This window comes from Enterobacter chuandaensis (genome assembly GCF_039718975.1).
Classification (GTDB): Bacteria; Pseudomonadota; Gammaproteobacteria; order Enterobacterales; family Enterobacteriaceae; genus Enterobacter; species Enterobacter chuandaensis.
The window spans coordinates 1,823,424-1,839,559 of record NZ_CP097173.1 but is presented as its reverse complement, the minus strand read 5'-3'; the positions used below and the strand labels follow the sequence as shown (position 1 = coordinate 1,839,559).

Sequence of the window (16,136 nt, the reverse complement as noted above, 5' to 3'; positions counted from 1 at the left end):
TTTTATACGTTCAGACACGAGTCCTGATGAAGGTTATCGGCAACCTCCACCGGGACTTGAGAACTTTCAGAACAGATTTTCGATATCTGTGCTATAGGCTTTGCTGACCTTCTCGCCCATGGATTTCAGCTGCTGGATCATGCTGGTGAGCTTGCGCGCGTAGTTCGGGTCGGTCGCGTAGCCCGCGTTTTGCAGGGCCTGAGCGCCCTGCTCCGCCGTTGCCGCCTGCGTAACGGCGGTATAACGCGGATTTCGGCTCAGCAGACCCACATAGTCAGACAACGCTTCCAGATAAGAGCTGTAAACGCGGAATTTGGCTTTCACCTTCACCGCCGCGCCGTTCTCATATTCCGTGGTCGTGATCTCGGTGGTCGGCCCCTTCCAGCTGGAGGTAGCCTTCACGCCGAAGATGTTGAAGCTCGGGTCGCCGTTTTCCTTGCGGATCTGGCGCTGGCCCCAGCCCGACTCAAGCGCGGCCTGGGCCAGAATCAGGTGGTGAGGCACGCCGCTCTGTTCACTGGCCAGTCGCGCAGGCAGAGAAAGCTGCGCCAGGAAGTCTTTGCTGTCACCGGAAAGCGCCTCATCGCCGCCGCCGGTTGCCTTCGGTATCGCTTTACGCACCATCTGCGTCAGCGCCTGGTTCTGATAACTGGTCACCGTTTCCAGGTCGAACTTCATCGGCACCTGCTGCGGCTGAGCTTCTGGCGCAATACCCTGTGCGGCGGCGGTCTGTTTGACAATCATGTCAGCCAGACCGAGGCCTTTACCGGCGGTCATCTGCTGCGCAATCTGCTGGTCATACATGCTGGTGTAAAGACGCGTTGAATCGCTGCTGAACATTCCGTCTTTCGGCAGGGTTTCACGCATGCTTTTCAGCATCATCTGTACAAACATCCCTTCCACCTGGCGGGCAACCGGGCGGATATTCGCCGCCGGGTCTTTGCCTGCTTTGGATTTCAGTTCGTTGAGCGACTGGGCGTCCCAGGCGGCACTGGTCAACAGTTTGCTATCGGTCAGCATCAGATGATTTCCAGTTTGGCGCGCAGGCAGCCCGCGCTTTGCATGGATTGCAGAATCGACATCAGATCCATCGGCGTGGCACCCAGCGCGTTCAGGGCGCGCACCACGCTGTTCAGGTTGGCGCTGGAGCGCACGCTCTGCAGGGAACCGCCGCTCTGACGCAAATCAATCTGCGTTTGCGGCGTCACCACCGTCTGGCCACCGCCAAACGGCGTGTCAGGCTGGCTGACGTTGGCAGAACGGTTAACCGTCACCGACAGGTTACCCTGCGCCACGGCGCAGCTATCCAGCGACACTTCCCGGTTCATCACTACCGATCCCGTACGGGAGTTGATGATCACTTTGGCATCCTGCACCGAGACGTTCACTTCCATATTCTGGATATCTGCCAGCATGCGCACCTGGTTGCTGCTGCCAGTCGAGGTGCGGATCTGCACGGTACGCGCATCCAGCGCCGTCGCATTACCGTAGCCGCGGTTGCGGTTGATGGTGTCCGCAATCTGCTGCGCCATCGTGAAGTCTTCATTATTCAGCTGCAGGTTGATGGTGTTGCTCGCACCAAACTGAGTCGGCAGTTCACGCTCGATGATCGCACCGTTGGTGATGCGCCCGCCGTTCAGCTGGTTCACCTGCACGCTGCTTCCGCCAGCGGATGCGCCTGCACCGCCAACCAGAATGTTGCCCTGCGCCAGCGCGTAGACCTGGCTGTCGACGCCTTTCAGCGGGGTCATCAGCAGCGTACCGCCGCGCAGGCTTTTGGCGTTACCCATTGAAGAGACCACCACGTCAATGGTCTGCCCCTGGCGCGCAAACGCCGGGTAGGACGCAGTAACCATTACCGCGGCCACGTTTTTCAGCTGCATGTTAGTTCCCGCCGGCACGGTAATGCCGAGCTGGGAAAGCATGTTGTTTAAGCTTTGTGTGGTAAACGGCGTCTGGGTCGTCTGGTCACCCGTGCCGTCCAGCCCCACGACCAGGCCATACCCAATCAGCGAGTTTTCGCGAACGCCCTGGACGCTGGTAAGATCGCGAATGCGGTCGGCCTGGGCAAACGTTGCAACAAGAACCAGCGCCGCGGCGAAGATCGATTTAAACATGGGTCACCTCGCTTACATCGGCGATAAATTAAGGAAGAAGCGCTGCAGCCAACCCATATTCTGCGCTTCATTAATGTAGCCGTTACCGACGTACTCAATGCGCGCATCCGCCACCTGCGTGGACGGAACGGTGTTGGTGCCGCTGATGGTGCGTGGATTCACCACGCCCGAGAAGCGAATGAATTCAGTGCCCTGGTTAATGGCGATCTGTTTTTCACCCACGACGTGTAAATTGCCGTTAACCAGCACCTGGTCAACCGTGACCGTCAGCGTACCGCTGAAGGTGTTGCTGGCGTTCGCGCCACCTTTACCGTTAAAGGTGTTGCCGCCGGAGGCCTCAACATCCGCACGGGCATTGCCGAACAGGCCCTGCAGATAGCGTGGAACGGTGTCGAAGCCAAAATTGGTTTTGCCATCGCGGCTGGCGTTCGCTGACGAGCTCTTGCTCGCGCTGACGTTTTCCTGCAGCACAATGGTCAGTGTATCGCCAACATTACGCGGGCGGCGATCTTCAAACAGCGGCTGATAACCGTAGTTAATCGGCTGCGCGGTCTGGAAAATGGAGCCGTTAACAACTGGCGCAGGGCCAGGAACGGGTTGGGCAGTCGTCGCACCCTGGACCAATGGTTTAGACGGGATCAAGGCACACCCGCTGAGGGTGACAGCCAGAACAGTCAATATCGGATAACGAAACGCCGCGTTTTTTTGCATTGCCTTCATCTTCGAAAACAGGGAGCCGGTGCGGCGTTTACCGCACCGGGCTACACCTTAGAGTTGCGTCAGTTTCTGCAGCATCTGATCGGTCGTCGAGACTGCTTTACTGTTAATTTCATACGCGCGCTGGACCTGGATCATATTCACCAGCTCTTCCGCCACGTTCACGTTGGAGGTTTCGACATACCCCTGATACAGCAGACCCGCACCGTTCAGGCCTGGCGTGCTTTCATTTGGCGTACCGGAGGATTGCGTTTCGGTGTAGAGGTTCTCACCAATGCTCTCCAGACCGGTATCGTTCATGAAGGTGGTCAGGTTGAGCTGTCCGACCTGAACCGGCGCGGCCTGCCCCTGCTGGGTCACGCTCACGATGCCGTCACGGCCGATGGTAATGCTCAGGGCGTTCGCCGGAATGGTGATCGCAGGTTGAACCTGGAAACCGCCCGCCGTCACCAGCTGACCGTTCTGATCGACCTGGAAGGAACCATCACGGGTGTAGGCAGAGGTCCCGTCAGGCAGCTGCACCTGGAAGAAGCCCTGGCCTTTGATCGCCACGTCTTTGCTGTTGTTGGTCTGAGACAGGTTGCCCTGGCTGTGCAGACGCTCGGTCGCCACCGGACGAACGCCGGTACCAATCTGCAGGCCTGACGGCAGCGTCGTCTGTTCAGATGACTGCGCGCCCGGCTGACGGATGGTTTGATAAAGCAAATCTTCGAAAACGGCACGCTGACGCTTGAAACCATTGGTGCTCACGTTTGCCAGGTTGTTGGCAATCACGTCCATGTTGGTTTGCTGCGCGTCCAGGCCAGTTTTCGCGATCCATAAAGAACTGATCATAAAGAGTCCTGTTAACTCATCGACAGAAGTTGGTTAGCCTTGCCCGCGTTTTCGTCCACGCTGCTGATGATCTTCATCTGCATTTCAAAACGACGGGCGCTGGCGATCATGTCGCTCATGGCGGCTACCGGCTTAACGTTGCTGCCTTCCAGAACGCCGGACATCACGCGGATGCTCGGATCGGCCTGTAATGTGGCACCACGGGTGGCATGAGCGGCCTGGGTCAGACGGAACATGCCGTCATCGCCACGCTGCACCTCTTTGCCTTCCGCTTTGACCAGCTTCAGACGCCCGACGGGGGCAACGGTGTTGGCCGGATCGCCCGGGTTCAGCGCCGAAATGGTACCGTCAGCCGCGATGGTCAGCTCAGAGCCTTCCGGCACGGTCAGCGGGCCCGCCTCACCCATCACCGGATGGCCCTGAATCGTCAGCTGGCCGGTGGCGCTGACCTGGATATTCCCGTTTCGGGTATAGCCTTCACCGCCGTCGGCGGTCTGCACCGCCAGCCAGCCGTCCTGCTGCAGGGCAACGTCCAGCGGGCGTGAGGTGTAATCCATCTGCCCTGGCGTCATATCTGCGCCAGGGGTGGATGCCGCCACCAGCGTACGGGTCGGCAGGGAGAGCCCTTCCACCGGCACCGCACGCAGCGCATTCAGCTGCGCGCGAAAGCCCGGCGTCGAGGCGTTGGCCAGGTTGCTGGCGGTAACGGCCTGCTGGTTGAGCGTCTGACTTGCCGCGCCCATCGCGGTATATATTGCGTGATCCATTGCGCTTTCCTGTTAGCCGCTTAACGCAGGTTAACCAGCGTGTTGAGGATCTGGTCCTGAGTCTTGATGGTCTGCGCGTTCGACTGATAGTTACGCTGCGCGACAATCATGTTCACCAGTTCTTTACTCAGGTCCACGTTAGAGGCTTCCAGCGCGCCGTTGGTCAGCGTGCCGAAGTTACCGGTTCCCGCCGTACCCAGCAGCGCCACGCCGGAGGACTGGGTAGCCGACCAGACGTTATCACCTTCAGATTTCAGGCCTTCGTTGTTGGCAAAGTTTGCCAGCACGATCTGGCCCAGCACCTGAGTCTGCTCGTTGGAGTAGTTCCCGACGACGGTGCCGTCATCGTTAATCTGATAGCTCACCAGGTCGCCCGGCTTGAAGCCGTTCTGGTTGGTCGCCACGATATTGTTTGCACCGGTGTTCTGCTGCATGGAGTTCTGGAAGCTCAGGGAGAAGGTCGCAGCCGTCGCACCGCTGACAGAACCCGTGGTGATGTTAATTGCCGGCGTGGCGTTTGGCGTTGTGCTCAGTACACCCGCAGCGTCGTAGTTATAGACACCCGCCAGGTTACCGTTCGCATCAAAGTTCATCTGCGCCGCTTTGGCCGCTGTAGAACCCGCAACGCTGCCGTCCTGAGTGTAAAGATCCCATTTATTGTCGGCCGTCTTAACGTAGTAGACATACATGTTATGGGCGTTACCCTGGCTGTCGAATACGGTCACGGTCCCTTTTTTGTTATAGGTATCCGGGTTAGTCGCATCGAAGGGGGCCGTTTGAACAGGATCGGTTGAGTTCAGGTTGATCTGCTGCGACGCGGTGGTGGTCGATTTCGCCGCCATCAGGGTATTCGGGATAGTAATCGCCTGAGGGTTCGCACCGGTCTGAACGGTTGGTGGCGTACCCGCTACCGGGTAGCCCGTCAGCTGCATGCCCTGCATGTTAACCAGCGTACGGTTTTCATCCAGCTTGAACTGACCGTTACGGCTGTAGAACACAGAGCCGTTGGAATCGACCATACGGAAGAAACCGTTCTGGCTGATGGCAACGTCCAGACCACGACCGGTGTTGGTGGTGGTGCCGTCGGTAAAGTCCTGAGTGATGCCCGCAACTTTTACGCCCAGACCCACTTTGGAACCGGCAAACATGTCTGCAAAGGACGCAGAACCGGATTTAAAACCATAGGTCGCGGAGTTGGCGATGTTGTTGCCAATGACGTCCAGGTTGGTGGCCGCAGCATTCAGGCCGCTGACCGCTTGAGAAAAGGCCATGACTTACTCCTGATAAGTGTTAAGGCTTAGATAATCTGCCGAACTTCGTCGAGTGTGGTGGTACCCGAGGTACCCAAATCCAGTTTGTTGCCGTCGCCCCCTTTAATCACGCCCTGAACCAGCGCGAACTGCAGCGGCTGCGCCACCAGCTGGGTCGTTCCGTTGCTGGCGCTAATCGCGACTTTGTAGGAGCCATTTGGTGCTTTCGTGCCGTCGGTCAGGCTGCCATCCCAGGTAAAGGTGTGAACGCCCGCTTTCAGCTCGCCAATTTCAATGGTGCGTACTACCACGTTGTTGGCATCCGTGATCGTTGCGGTAACCTTGTCAGCCGGTTGTTGCAACTCAACGCCGAACGGCGTTGTGGTGGTGGTCGACGTACCGTCGGTGGTGCTGGTGCCCGCCAGGATCGTGGTTCCCGGGATCATCACCCCGTGACCAATCAGGCTTGCCGCCTGCAGAGACTGGGCGCTGTTAATCTGGCCGGAGACGGAACCGAGGGTCGTGTTCAGTTTCTCAATGCCGCTCACGGTACTGATCTGCGCAAGCTGCGTGGTCAGTTCGTTGTTCTGCATTGGGTTCGTGGGATCCTGATTCTTAAGCTGCGCCACCAGCAGGGTCAGAAAGCTGCTCTGCAGATCGGAGGCATTGCTTCCCGTCAGGGAGCTGGAATTCGTCGAACTTTTGGTGTTGTTAACACCCGAGTTCGTCGGATCATTCACATTTACGGCGATGGACATGCATGTCTCCTTTACTGGCCGAGAGTGAGTGTTTTGAGCATCATGCTCTTCACGGTATTAAGCACTTCGACGTTCGCCTGGTAGCTACGGGATGCCGACATGGAGTTCACCATCTCACCTACCACGTCCACGTTGGGCATCTTCACGTATCCGTTAGCGTCCGCGAGCGGGTTACCGGGCTCGTAGACCAGCTTGTCCGGCGCCTGGCTTTCAACCACATCAGATACCTTCACGCCGCCCGTTGCCGCGCCTGGCGCAGCATCAACCTGAAACACCACCTGTTTGGCACGATAAGGCTGCCCGTCAGGTCCGGTCACGCTGTCGGCGTTAGCCAGGTTACTGGCCGCCACGTTCAGACGTTTGGACTGGGCGGTTAACGCCGAGCCGGCGATATCAAAAATATTCAGCAAGGCCATTTATCAGTTGCCCCCCTGCAGGACGTTCATCATGCCTTTGATTTGTCCGCCGAGTAGGGTCAGGCCCGTCTGGTATTTCAGGCTGTTATCGGCAAACTGCGTACGCTCCCGGTCCATATCCACGGTGTTACCGTCGAGTGAAGGCTGGTCGGGAATGCGATAAAGTAAATCGGTCGCTGGCGCGGTCATCGCCTGAGCGGGAATATGGCGAGAGGATGTCATGGCAAGTGCAACACCCGTTCCTTCGGCACGTCCACGCTCCATCACCTTTTTGAGTTCACTGGAAAAATCAATATCGCGCGCCTGATACCCGGGCGTATCGGCGTTAGCGATGTTGGCGGCTAAAATCTCCTGCCGCTGGGCGCGTAAATTGAGCGCTTCCTGCTGAAAACGTAACGCGGCGTCGAGTTTATCGAGCATGTCTCCTCCGCTGATGGCAAAATTTCAGTTCACAGCTTAAATCTCACCCCGTCTCCCCTATCGACGGAATAAGCGCAAAATGCGTCGCTATTTATTCCGTTGATGCAAAACCACTGCAGGTAGAATTCACTCAACTCTGGTAACGGTGGAACTTGCGATGCAAACGTTAAAACGTGGCCTGATGGCAACCTTCTTGCTGTTTAGCCCTCTGGTGCAGGCCGGAGATCTACAGAATGCGCTGACGGATTTTTTCGCGCAGAAGCTGGCGGGCTTTAGCGATGACGTTAACGTGACCATCCGCACGCCGCAGAATCTGTATCCGACCTGCGAGCAGCCGTCCTTTAGCGTGACGGGGACCACGAAGCTGTGGGGCAATGTGAACGTCCTGGCACGCTGCGCCAACGAAAAACGTTATTTACAGGTTGCAGTTCAGGCGACGGGCAATTATGTTGTCGCCGCCGTTCCCATTGCGCGTGGTAGCGCGCTGCAGGCAAACAGCGTGACGTTAAAGCGCGGGCGTCTGGATCAGCTCCCGCCGCGCACAATGCTGGACATTAACCAGGCACAGGACGCCGTCAGCCTGCGCGATGTCGCACCGGGCCAGCCGATTCAACTCTCCATGCTGCGCCAGGCGTGGCGTGTCAAAGCGGGACAGCAGGTGATGGTGGTTGCCAACGGAGACGGCTTTAGTATCAACAGTGAAGGGAAAGCGTTAAACAATGCTGCGGTGGCGCAAAACGCCCGCGTCAGAATGTCCTCAGGCCAGGTGGTGAGCGGAACCGTCGATTCTGATGGGAATATTCTGATTAACCTATAATCTTTTTAAAGATTTCGCGGCGCGTGCCGATAAATATTCCACTAATGATGATGTCAGGCGCAAACGCCGCGAACCCTCGATGAGGACAACACTATGAGCATTGATCGTACATCAGCCCTGAAGCCGGTAAGCGCTGTACAGCCTCGCGAAACGAACGACGCTACCCCACAGAAAACGCGTCTGGAAAAACCGTCCACGTCTAACAGCACCAGCGTGACCCTGAGCGATGCCCAGGCAAAACTGATGCAGCCAGGCAGCAACGATATCAACATGGAACGCGTTGAAGCGTTGAAAACGGCTATTCGCAACGGTGAGCTGAAAATGGACACCAGCAAAATCGCTGACGCCCTGATTCAGGAAGCACAGAGTTTCTTACAGAGTAACTAACCGTATGAGTCGACTGTCAGAAATACTGGATCAAATGACGGTTGTCCTGAACGACCTGAAAACGGTAATGGACGCTGAACAGCAGCATCTCTCTTCCGGTCACATTAACGGCAGCGCGCTGCAGCGTATTACTGAAGATAAGAGTTCGCTTCTGGCAACGCTGGATTACCTGGAGCAACAGCGTCGCGCTGAGCAGGATCCTAAGCGCAGCGCTAACGACGACATTATTGAGCGCTGGCAGACCATTACCGAAAAAACCCAGCATCTGCGCGATCTCAACCAGCATAACGGCTGGCTGCTTGAAGGCCAGATTGAGCGCAATCAGCAGGCGCTTGAGGTGTTAAAGCCGCATAAAGAAACCGGATTGTACGGTGCGGATGGTCAGACGGCGACGGCACGTATTGCGGGTGTTAAAAAGATTTCGATTTAAAGCCTGAGCGACAAATCATGCAGTGGGGAGCACCCTAAGGTGGACTCCCCATTTGGCGTTTATGCCGTCCGGCGGGCAAACTCTTTCACTTTGAAGCCCAGCACGGCAAGCGTGGCGAAGTAAGCAACAACCCCAACGCCTACCACGGCCATCAGCCGCATCAGACGATAAGGCATCGTGCCCAGGGACCACTCCGGCATGACATGCATCATCCCGAGTAACGCAGCAGACATCACCAGCACTGCCACAACTAAACGCACGAGGAAACTCGCCCAGCCCGGCTGCGGCGTAAAGATATCCTGTTTGCGCAACTGCCAGTACAGCAGCCCGGCATTGAGACAGGCCGCCAGACCGATAGACAGTGACAGACCGGCATGCTTTAGCGGGCCAATAAACGCCAGGTTCATCAGCTGGGTCATGATCAGCGTTACAATGGCAATTTTCACCGGCGTTTTAATGTCCTGACGGGAATAGAACCCCGGCGCCAGCACTTTGACCACTATCAGCCCCATCAGCCCAACCGAATAGGCGATCAACGCGCGCTGGGTCATCGCGGCGTCGAAGGCAGTGAATTTCCCGTACTGGAACAGCGACACCGTCAGCGGCTTGGCCAGAATGCCCAGCGCCACCGCGCTTGGCAGGGCCAGCAGGAAGCAGAGACGCAGGCCCCAGTCCATCAGGCGGCAGTATTCATCATGGTTGCCGCTGGCAAAACTTTTCGACAGCGACGGCAGCAGGATGGTCCCCAGCGCCACGCCCAGCACGCCGGAAGGGAACTCCATCAGGCGGTCAGCGTAGTACATCCAGGAAACAGAGCCCGACACGAGGAACGAGGCAAAGATGGTGTTGATAATCAGCGAGATCTGGCTGACGGAAACGCCGAGAATGGCAGGCCCCATCTGCTTGATGACCCGCATCGCCCCGGCATCTTTAAGGTTGATGCGCGGCAGTACCAGCATGCCGATTTTCTTCAGATGCGGCAGCTGATACGCCAGCTGCAGCACGCCGCCCACGGTAACCGCCCAGGCCAGCGCCAGCACCGGCGGGTTGAAGTGCGGCGCGGCGAACAGGGCAAAACCGATCATGCTGACGTTGAGGAACGTCGGCGCAAACGCCGGAACGGAAAAGCGGTTCCAGGTGTTCAGGATCGCCCCCACCAGCGAGGCCAGCGAGATGAGCAAAATATAGGGGAAAGTAATGCGCAGAAGCTGCGAGGTCAGGGCAAATTTATCCGCCGTGTCGGCAAAGCCGGGCGCGGTCACCATAATCACCCACGGCGCGGCCAGCATCCCGACGACGGTCACCACGGCCAGCGCCAGGGTCAACAGCCCGGAGACATACGACACAAAGACCCGCGTGGCATCTTCACCCTGCTTGCTTTTATATTCCGCCAGAATAGGTACGAATGCCTGGGAAAACGCCCCTTCAGCAAAAATACGACGCAGCAGGTTCGGCAGTTTGAACGCAACGAAAAAGGCGTCCGTTGCCATCCCTGCACCAAAGACCCTTGCCACAATGGCATCGCGCGCAAAACCGAGAACGCGAGAGAACATGGTCATCGAGCTGACGGCCGCCAGCGATTTTAATAAGTTCATTAACGTGAATTTCCAGAACCATACGGATTTGTAGGCCGGGTACGCGTAAGCGCCACCCGGCAAAGCCAACAAGCGGCGCTTAGTCTAACCGGATTTCAACGAATTACTATCCGCAGATGTTACAGCGGGTTATTCACTCATGGCATCGCGCCAGAGCCTTTCCACAATCCGCTGCGCCAGAATGGCCTGCTCGCCGGACGTTTCAGGAACCGTCTGATTTTGCACGCAGGTGATAAAGTGGCGGGCACATCCTGCGAAACCACGTTGCTCCAGAGTGCTTTGCCAGCCGGAAACCGGCTGCATCACCACGCCGCTGCCCTTCTCTTCCCGCCACTCACGCATGTCCGTAATGTCATACAGCGCGCCGTCGGTCACCGCCTGCACGGATTCCCGCTGGCTGCCCGCGCGACGGTGCATGCTGGTGGTGACCTGAAGATGCTCAACGGCAAAATGGTGTTCCGCATACACCATCTGCCCCTGCTCATTGGTGACCAGCGTACCGCTTTTCAGCTGCGCTTCGCCGTTAGTCAGCCACAGCGCGGTGTCCACGACGTGGAGGTAGTCATCGAGAAGGGTAAAGCGCAGATCGTTCGGACCCACGCTGTCGGTACGGTGCTTGTCCATACGCAGCGAGGCCAGATTGCCCGACTGCACCTTCAACTGCTGGTAAAGCGGGGCGAAGCGGCGGTTGAAACCGACCATCAGCGTCAGGTTTTTACGTGCCGCCAGCTCAATCAGCCGTTCGGCGTCCTGAACATTTTCCGCCAGCGGTTTATCCACGCAAACGTGAACCCCCGCATTAAGCAGTTCGCTCACCACCTGATAGTGAGTTGCCGTTGAGGTATGCACAAATACCGCATCGCACTCGCGGGCCAGGTCCTGGATCGATGCGGCATACGGGATACGCCAGGTTTCACAGATGCGTTCTGCCTTTTCTCGGGTAGGTGACCATGCCCCTTGCAGCGTCCAGTCAGACGCAGCGCCCAAGACGGGCAGCCAGGCTTTCTGCGCAATACCACCCAACCCCACCACGCCAATGCGTAATTTTTTCACCGTTAGTCTCCCAAATGTGCCAGCAGTGCATCCAGACGCTGTTTCAGCCCGGCCACCTCGTCTTCCAGTGCCTCTACGCGCGCGGCAAGGTCGTCACTGTTTGCAGGGCGATCCGATTCCGTCGCCACGCTTTCGGCGTCAACGTCACCGCTGAACAGATGCATATAGCGGCTCTCACGTTTACCCGGCTCGCGCGCCAGACGCACTACGTAAGGGCCATCATCGCGCGTGGCCAGCCCTTCCAGCGTCTGCTCGACCTCCTGCATGTCGCTGAACTCATGCATACGGGAGGCGCGCGAACGCAACTCCCCCGGCGTTTGCGCCCCACGCAGCAGCAGCGTGGTAATAACCGCCACTTCCGCACTGCTCAGCTTCAGGTCGCCAAATTCGGAGTTACAAAAGCGCTGTTCGTATTTGGTCACGCGGTTGCCGAAGCCGTTGACGGTGCGCAGATAGTGGCGTTTTACCAGCGCATCCAGCACGTCCTGAACCTCATGCTCGCTGAGGTTCATCACCGGCTCACGGTTGGTCTTCTGGTTGCAGGCCATGGTCACGGCGTTAACAGAGAGCGGATACTGCTCCGGCGTGGTGACCTGTTTTTCAAGTAAGCACCCAATTACGCGCGCTTCCGTACCGTTTAGCTGATATTTCATCTTTTCTCCTTAACGACCTGCAGTCCAGTCACGGGTGGTTAATGCCGTCAGAACGTGGTCGCGCCACTCTCCGTCTATCAGCAGATAGTCTTTGGCATAACCCTCTTTCTCGAACCCTAAACGCGCCAGCAAATTGCCGCTGCGCTGATTATGCGGCATGTAGTTCGCCATGATGCGATGAATATGCTGCGTGCGTTGCATATAGCGGATCGCCACCGTCAACGCCTCGTACATCAGCCCCTGCCCCTGCCATTTCTGGCCGATGGAGTAGCCAAGGTAGCAGGCGTGAAACGACCCGCGCACCACGTTCGAGAAATTGGCGATGCCGATAATCTCTTTCTCTTCTGGATCCAGCAGCGCGAAATAAAATGCGCTGCCCTGCTTATGAAACTCAGCAATCATGCCGAGGCGCGCCTGCCAGCCGGAGGGGTAACAATGGCTTTCATCCCGAACGGGTTCCCAGGGTTTTAAAAACTGGCGATTCTCGGCGTAATAATCCGCCAGACGCCAGGCATCACGCTCATGCACCAGACGAACGACCAGCCGGTCCGTTGTCAGACGCACTTTTGGCACATTACTGCGATAGCCAAACATCAATACCACTCCTTCCCGTCACTTCTGCTTACCCATTAGCTTTACTATACCTGCGCCTGTGCCGTCTGTGAAAACAGTGACATACCATTTTGACCTCTTTTCACATTTTTCGATGAGAACTCTCTATCAAAGCACCTTTTTGATAAAAAAATATTGTCGCGCCGAGGGGTGGGAAAAAACGCGGCGACACCGCAGAATGTTAGCGTGCTCACCTTCTTATTTTCCCTGGAGGGAAAATGTCCCGCGTATCACAGGCGAGGAGCCTGGGTAAATATTTCCTCTTAGTCGATAACATGCTGGTCGTGCTCGGCTTTTTTGTCGTGTTCCCCCTCATCTCGATCCGCTTTGTCGATCAAATGGGCTGGGCGGCGCTGATGGTCGGTATTGCGCTGGGGCTACGCCAGTTTGTTCAGCAGGGTCTGGGCGTCTTTGGCGGCGCAATCGCTGACCGCTTTGGCGCTAAACCGATGATCGTTACCGGTATGCTGCTGCGCGCGGCAGGCTTTGCCACGATGGCGGTTGCCCACGAGCCCTGGCTGCTCTGGTTCTCCTGCTTCCTCTCCGGTATTGGGGGCACCCTGTTTGATCCGCCGCGCACCGCGCTGGTGGTGAAGCTGATTCGTCCGCAGCATCGTGGTCGCTTCTTCTCCATTCTGATGATGCAGGACAGTGCCGGGGCAGTTGTCGGCGCGCTGCTGGGCAGCTGGCTGCTGCAGTACGATTTCCGCCTCGTCTGTGCGGCCGGGGCAGTGCTCTTTATTCTGTGCGCGCTGTTTAACGGCCTCTATCTTCCTGCCTGGAAGCTGTCGACGGTGAAAGCGCCGGTGCGCGAGGGGCTCGGACGCGTGCTGCGCGACAAGCGTTTTGTTACCTACGTGTTGACCTTAACCGGGTATTACATGCTGGCCGTACAGGTGATGCTGATGCTGCCGATCATGGTGAACGATATTGCGGGCACGCCTGCTGCGGTGAAATGGATGTACGCCATTGAAGCCTGCCTGTCGTTAACGCTGCTCTACCCCATTGCCCGCTGGAGTGAACGGCGTTTTCGCCTGGAGCATCGTCTGATGGCCGGGCTGTTTCTGATGACGCTGAGCATGATGCCGATTGGTCTGGTAAACACGCTTCAGCAGCTTTTTACGCTGATCTGCACCTTCTACATCGGCTCCATCATCGCCGAGCCCGCCCGCGAAACGCTGAGCGCCTCACTCGCCGATGCGCGTGCGCGCGGCAGTTATATGGGCTTCAGCCGCCTGGGTCTGGCCTTTGGCGGTGCGCTGGGCTACACCGGCGGCGGCTGGCTGTTCGATGCCGGCAAGGCGCTGAACCAGCCGGAGCTTCCCTGGATGATGCTCGGCGTGGTGGGCGTCATGACGCTTTTCGCCCTGTGGTGGCAGTTCAGCCAGAAGCGCAGCGCGAGCGGCATGCTCGAGCCTGGCGCGTAGCCTTTCCCTCCGGCGGGAGAAAACTCCCGCCTCACTTCTCAGTATTTTCTGCTGGTTTCTGCCATTTCACACTGACATACTTGCGTAACAGGACAGAAGCGCCGATTTTTCGTTGAGGAACACTATGAAGAAAATTGTCATTGCCGCCGCATTTATTGTCAGCGGTCTGCTGGTGGGCTGTAACCAGCTTACGCAATACACCGTCAGTGAGCAGGAAATTAATCAGGCGCTGGAAAAACATAATAATTTCTCTAAAGACATTGGCGTGCCGGGGCTAGCCGATGCCCACATCGTTCTCACCAATCTCACCAGCCAGATTGGTCGTGAAGAGCCGAATAAAGTCACTCTGGCCGGTGATGCCGCTCTTGATATGACCTCTCTTTTTGGTAATCAGAAGGCCAACATCAAGCTCAAGCTGAAGGCGCTTCCCGTGTTCAATAAAGAAAAAGGGGCAATTTTCCTCCAGGAGATGGAGGTGGTCGATGCGCAGGTTTCGCCGGACAAGATGGCGCCGGTTCTGCAAACCCTGATGCCCTATCTGAACCAGTCGCTGCGAAATTACTTTAACCAGCAGCCAGCGTACGTCTTAAGCGAAGACAACAGCAAGGGCGAAGCTCTGGCGAAAAAATACGCAAAAGGCATAGAGGTGAAGCCGGGAGAAATCATCATTCCTTTCACCGATTAACCTGAAGGGCGCTGCGGCGCCCTTTTTTTTACGGAAAAGTGTGCAAACGAAAACGTTTCCGCTTATGATTTGTGTCCGGCAAAAACAGCCATCCTTATGACTGATTCCTGACAAGCCGGAGCTTCCATGACTGCACAACCCCAGGTTCTTAAAATCCGCCGCCCTGACGACTGGCATATCCATCTGCGTGATGGCGATATGCTGAAAACCGTCGTGCCCTATACCAGCGAAATTTATGGCCGCGCGATTGTCATGCCAAACCTGGTTCCGCCAGTCACCACCGTCGATGCCGCGATCGCCTACCGCCAGCGCATTCTGGATGCCGTTCCGGCGGAACATGATTTCACCCCGTTGATGACCTGCTACCTCACCGATTCGCTGGATCCAAATGAAGTGGAACGCGGATTTAACGAAGGCGTATTTACGGCGGCGAAACTCTATCCGGCAAATGCCACCACCAACTCCAGCCACGGCGTTACCAGCATTGATGCCATCATGCCGGTGCTGGAACGTATGCAGAAGCTGGGCATGCCGCTGCTGGTGCATGGTGAAGTGACGCATGCGGAGATTGACATCTTCGACCGTGAAGCCCGTTTTATCGAAACCGTCATGGAGCCCCTGCGCCAGCGTCTGCCCGCGCTCAAAGTGGTGTTTGAACATATCACCACGAAAGACGCGGCAGAGTATGTGCGTGACGGCAACGAGCTGATTGCCGCGACCATCACCCCGCAGCACCTGATGTTTAACCGTAACCATATGCTGGTGGGCGGGGTGCGTCCCCACCTGTACTGCCTGCCGATCCTCAAGCGCAACGTACACCAGCAAGCGCTGCGCGAGCTGGTTGCCAGCGGCTTCTCTCGCGCGTTCCTGGGCACGGACTCTGCGCCTCATGCCCGCCATCGTAAAGAGGCGAGCTGCGGCTGCGCAGGTTGCTTCAACGCCCCAACGGCGCTTGCCAGCTACGCGACCGTCTTTGAAGAGATGAACGCGCTGGAACATTTTGAAGCGTTCTGCTCTCTTAACGGTCCGCGCTTCTACGGCCTGCCGGTCAACGACACCTTCATTGAACTGGAGCGCAAAGCGAGCCACGTTGAGGAGTCCATTGCCCTGACGGATGACACGCTGATCCCTTTCCTGGCGGGTGAAACCGTCAACTGGACGGTAAAACGTTAAAAAATCAGTGCCCCTTGTTGTCAAA

The 16,136-nt window shown here is 57.2% G+C and carries 19 protein-coding genes; 6 read left to right on the top strand and 13 right to left on the bottom strand.

The features are described from left to right. Positions 1-66: 66 nt before the first annotated feature. Genes flgJ through flgB form a run of 9 tightly spaced genes read right to left on the bottom strand, consistent with a single transcriptional unit; the run spans position 67 to position 7,279 of the window. On the bottom strand, positions 67-1,020 hold the full coding sequence (gene flgJ / locus MX657_RS08870) for a flagellar assembly peptidoglycan hydrolase FlgJ (RefSeq protein WP_119914851.1): 954 nt from the start codon (positions 1,018-1,020) through the stop codon (positions 67-69). Then, on the bottom strand, positions 1,020-2,117 hold the full coding sequence (locus MX657_RS08865; protein WP_080327528.1) for a flagellar basal body P-ring protein FlgI: 1,098 nt from the start codon (positions 2,115-2,117) through the stop codon (positions 1,020-1,022). Before MX657_RS08865 ends, flgJ begins: the two co-directional genes overlap by 1 nt. A gap of 12 nt (positions 2,118-2,129) precedes the next feature. Continuing rightward, entirely contained in the window at positions 2,130-2,828 is a 699-nt protein-coding gene (gene flgH / locus MX657_RS08860; protein ID WP_023311139.1) for a flagellar basal body L-ring protein FlgH, read from the bottom strand. Between the two features lie 57 nt (positions 2,829-2,885). Next, positions 2,886-3,668, bottom strand: coding sequence for a flagellar basal-body rod protein FlgG (gene flgG, locus MX657_RS08855; protein ID WP_000625853.1), 783 nt, complete (start codon positions 3,666-3,668; stop codon positions 2,886-2,888). Positions 3,669-3,679: 11 nt separating this feature from the next. Further along, positions 3,680-4,435, bottom strand: coding sequence for a flagellar basal body rod protein FlgF (locus MX657_RS08850; RefSeq protein WP_346808128.1), 756 nt, complete (start codon positions 4,433-4,435; stop codon positions 3,680-3,682). Positions 4,436-4,455: 20 nt separating this feature from the next. After that, positions 4,456-5,706, bottom strand: a complete 1,251-nt coding sequence (gene flgE, locus MX657_RS08845; protein WP_346808126.1) for a flagellar hook protein FlgE — start codon at positions 5,704-5,706, stop codon at positions 4,456-4,458. A gap of 26 nt (positions 5,707-5,732) precedes the next feature. Further along, on the bottom strand, positions 5,733-6,443 hold the full coding sequence (gene flgD, locus MX657_RS08840; protein WP_080327530.1) for a flagellar hook assembly protein FlgD: 711 nt from the start codon (positions 6,441-6,443) through the stop codon (positions 5,733-5,735). An 11-nt stretch (positions 6,444-6,454) separates the two neighbouring features. Next, a complete protein-coding gene (gene flgC, locus MX657_RS08835) occupies positions 6,455-6,859 on the bottom strand; it encodes a flagellar basal body rod protein FlgC (RefSeq protein ID WP_013097138.1) in 405 nt (134 codons plus the stop codon). 3 nt (positions 6,860-6,862) lie between these two features. Continuing rightward, complete coding sequence (gene flgB, locus MX657_RS08830; protein WP_014883362.1) at positions 6,863-7,279, bottom strand: flagellar basal body rod protein FlgB; 417 nt, start codon at positions 7,277-7,279, stop codon at positions 6,863-6,865. A 157-nt stretch (positions 7,280-7,436) separates the two neighbouring features. Here flgB and flgA point away from each other — a divergent pair, with 157 nt between their 5' ends. The 3 genes from flgA (at position 7,437) to flgN (ending at position 8,913) form a co-directional block, all read left to right on the top strand. Next, positions 7,437-8,096, top strand: coding sequence for a flagellar basal body P-ring formation chaperone FlgA (flgA, locus tag MX657_RS08825; protein ID WP_080327531.1), 660 nt, complete (start codon positions 7,437-7,439; stop codon positions 8,094-8,096). A 93-nt stretch (positions 8,097-8,189) separates the two neighbouring features. Further along, the gene (gene flgM / locus MX657_RS08820; RefSeq protein WP_014883360.1) at positions 8,190-8,483 is read left to right on the top strand and encodes a flagellar biosynthesis anti-sigma factor FlgM; all 294 of its coding nucleotides are present in this window, start codon (positions 8,190-8,192) and stop codon (positions 8,481-8,483) included. Positions 8,484-8,487: 4 nt separating this feature from the next. Continuing rightward, positions 8,488-8,913, top strand: a complete 426-nt coding sequence (gene flgN / locus MX657_RS08815) for a flagella biosynthesis chaperone FlgN (RefSeq protein WP_008500818.1) — start codon at positions 8,488-8,490, stop codon at positions 8,911-8,913. A gap of 59 nt (positions 8,914-8,972) precedes the next feature. Here the strand turns inward: flgN and murJ are convergent, their stop codons facing one another. The 4 genes from murJ to rimJ all read right to left on the bottom strand — a co-directional run bounded on the left by murJ (position 8,973) and on the right by rimJ (position 12,808). Beyond that, the gene (gene murJ / locus MX657_RS08810; RefSeq protein ID WP_080327532.1) at positions 8,973-10,508 is read right to left on the bottom strand and encodes a murein biosynthesis integral membrane protein MurJ; all 1,536 of its coding nucleotides are present in this window, start codon (positions 10,506-10,508) and stop codon (positions 8,973-8,975) included. Positions 10,509-10,637: 129 nt separating this feature from the next. Beyond that, complete coding sequence (locus MX657_RS08805) at positions 10,638-11,561, bottom strand: Gfo/Idh/MocA family protein (RefSeq protein ID WP_346808124.1); 924 nt, start codon at positions 11,559-11,561, stop codon at positions 10,638-10,640. Between the two features lie 2 nt (positions 11,562-11,563). Next, complete coding sequence (locus MX657_RS08800) at positions 11,564-12,214, bottom strand: YceH family protein (RefSeq protein WP_346808122.1); 651 nt, start codon at positions 12,212-12,214, stop codon at positions 11,564-11,566. Positions 12,215-12,223: 9 nt separating this feature from the next. Then, positions 12,224-12,808, bottom strand: coding sequence for a ribosomal protein S5-alanine N-acetyltransferase (rimJ, locus tag MX657_RS08795; protein WP_080327535.1), 585 nt, complete (start codon positions 12,806-12,808; stop codon positions 12,224-12,226). A 236-nt stretch (positions 12,809-13,044) separates the two neighbouring features. Between rimJ and mdtH the strand changes: the two genes are divergently transcribed. From mdtH to pyrC, 3 genes are all read left to right on the top strand, one after another. Next, complete coding sequence (mdtH, locus tag MX657_RS08790) at positions 13,045-14,253, top strand: multidrug efflux MFS transporter MdtH (RefSeq protein ID WP_080327536.1); 1,209 nt, start codon at positions 13,045-13,047, stop codon at positions 14,251-14,253. Between the two features lie 124 nt (positions 14,254-14,377). Further along, positions 14,378-14,938 carry a lipoprotein gene (locus tag MX657_RS08785; protein WP_217479805.1) on the top strand — a complete coding sequence of 187 codons (561 nt, stop codon included), beginning with the start codon at positions 14,378-14,380 and terminating at the stop codon, positions 14,936-14,938. A 126-nt stretch (positions 14,939-15,064) separates the two neighbouring features. Next, the gene (pyrC, locus tag MX657_RS08780) at positions 15,065-16,111 is read left to right on the top strand and encodes a dihydroorotase (RefSeq protein WP_346808119.1); all 1,047 of its coding nucleotides are present in this window, start codon (positions 15,065-15,067) and stop codon (positions 16,109-16,111) included. Positions 16,112-16,136: the final 25 nt, after the last annotated feature.

Bases quoted from the DNA above. Each gene is read 5' to 3' on its own strand.
- flgJ (WP_119914851.1), bottom strand. From the start codon at position 1,020: ATGCTGACCGATAGCAAACTGTTGACCAGTGCCGCCTGGGACGCCCAG.
- MX657_RS08865 (WP_080327528.1), bottom strand. From the start codon at position 2,117: ATGTTTAAATCGATCTTCGCCGCGGCGCTGGTTCTTGTTGCAACGTTT.
- flgH (WP_023311139.1), bottom strand. From the start codon at position 2,828: ATGCAAAAAAACGCGGCGTTTCGTTATCCGATATTGACTGTTCTGGCT.
- flgG (WP_000625853.1), bottom strand. From the start codon at position 3,668: ATGATCAGTTCTTTATGGATCGCGAAAACTGGCCTGGACGCGCAGCAA.
- MX657_RS08850 (WP_346808128.1), bottom strand. From the start codon at position 4,435: ATGGATCACGCAATATATACCGCGATGGGCGCGGCAAGTCAGACGCTC.
- flgE (WP_346808126.1), bottom strand. From the start codon at position 5,706: ATGGCCTTTTCTCAAGCGGTCAGCGGCCTGAATGCTGCGGCCACCAAC.
- flgD (WP_080327530.1), bottom strand. From the start codon at position 6,443: ATGTCCATCGCCGTAAATGTGAATGATCCGACGAACTCGGGTGTTAAC.
- flgC (WP_013097138.1), bottom strand. From the start codon at position 6,859: ATGGCCTTGCTGAATATTTTTGATATCGCCGGCTCGGCGTTAACCGCC.
- flgB (WP_014883362.1), bottom strand. From the start codon at position 7,279: ATGCTCGATAAACTCGACGCCGCGTTACGTTTTCAGCAGGAAGCGCTC.
- flgA (WP_080327531.1), top strand. From the start codon at position 7,437: ATGCAAACGTTAAAACGTGGCCTGATGGCAACCTTCTTGCTGTTTAGC.
- flgM (WP_014883360.1), top strand. From the start codon at position 8,190: ATGAGCATTGATCGTACATCAGCCCTGAAGCCGGTAAGCGCTGTACAG.
- flgN (WP_008500818.1), top strand. From the start codon at position 8,488: ATGAGTCGACTGTCAGAAATACTGGATCAAATGACGGTTGTCCTGAAC.
- murJ (WP_080327532.1), bottom strand. From the start codon at position 10,508: ATGAACTTATTAAAATCGCTGGCGGCCGTCAGCTCGATGACCATGTTC.
- MX657_RS08800 (WP_346808122.1), bottom strand. From the start codon at position 12,214: ATGAAATATCAGCTAAACGGTACGGAAGCGCGCGTAATTGGGTGCTTA.
- rimJ (WP_080327535.1), bottom strand. From the start codon at position 12,808: ATGTTTGGCTATCGCAGTAATGTGCCAAAAGTGCGTCTGACAACGGAC.
- mdtH (WP_080327536.1), top strand. From the start codon at position 13,045: ATGTCCCGCGTATCACAGGCGAGGAGCCTGGGTAAATATTTCCTCTTA.
- MX657_RS08785 (WP_217479805.1), top strand. From the start codon at position 14,378: ATGAAGAAAATTGTCATTGCCGCCGCATTTATTGTCAGCGGTCTGCTG.
- pyrC (WP_346808119.1), top strand. From the start codon at position 15,065: ATGACTGCACAACCCCAGGTTCTTAAAATCCGCCGCCCTGACGACTGG.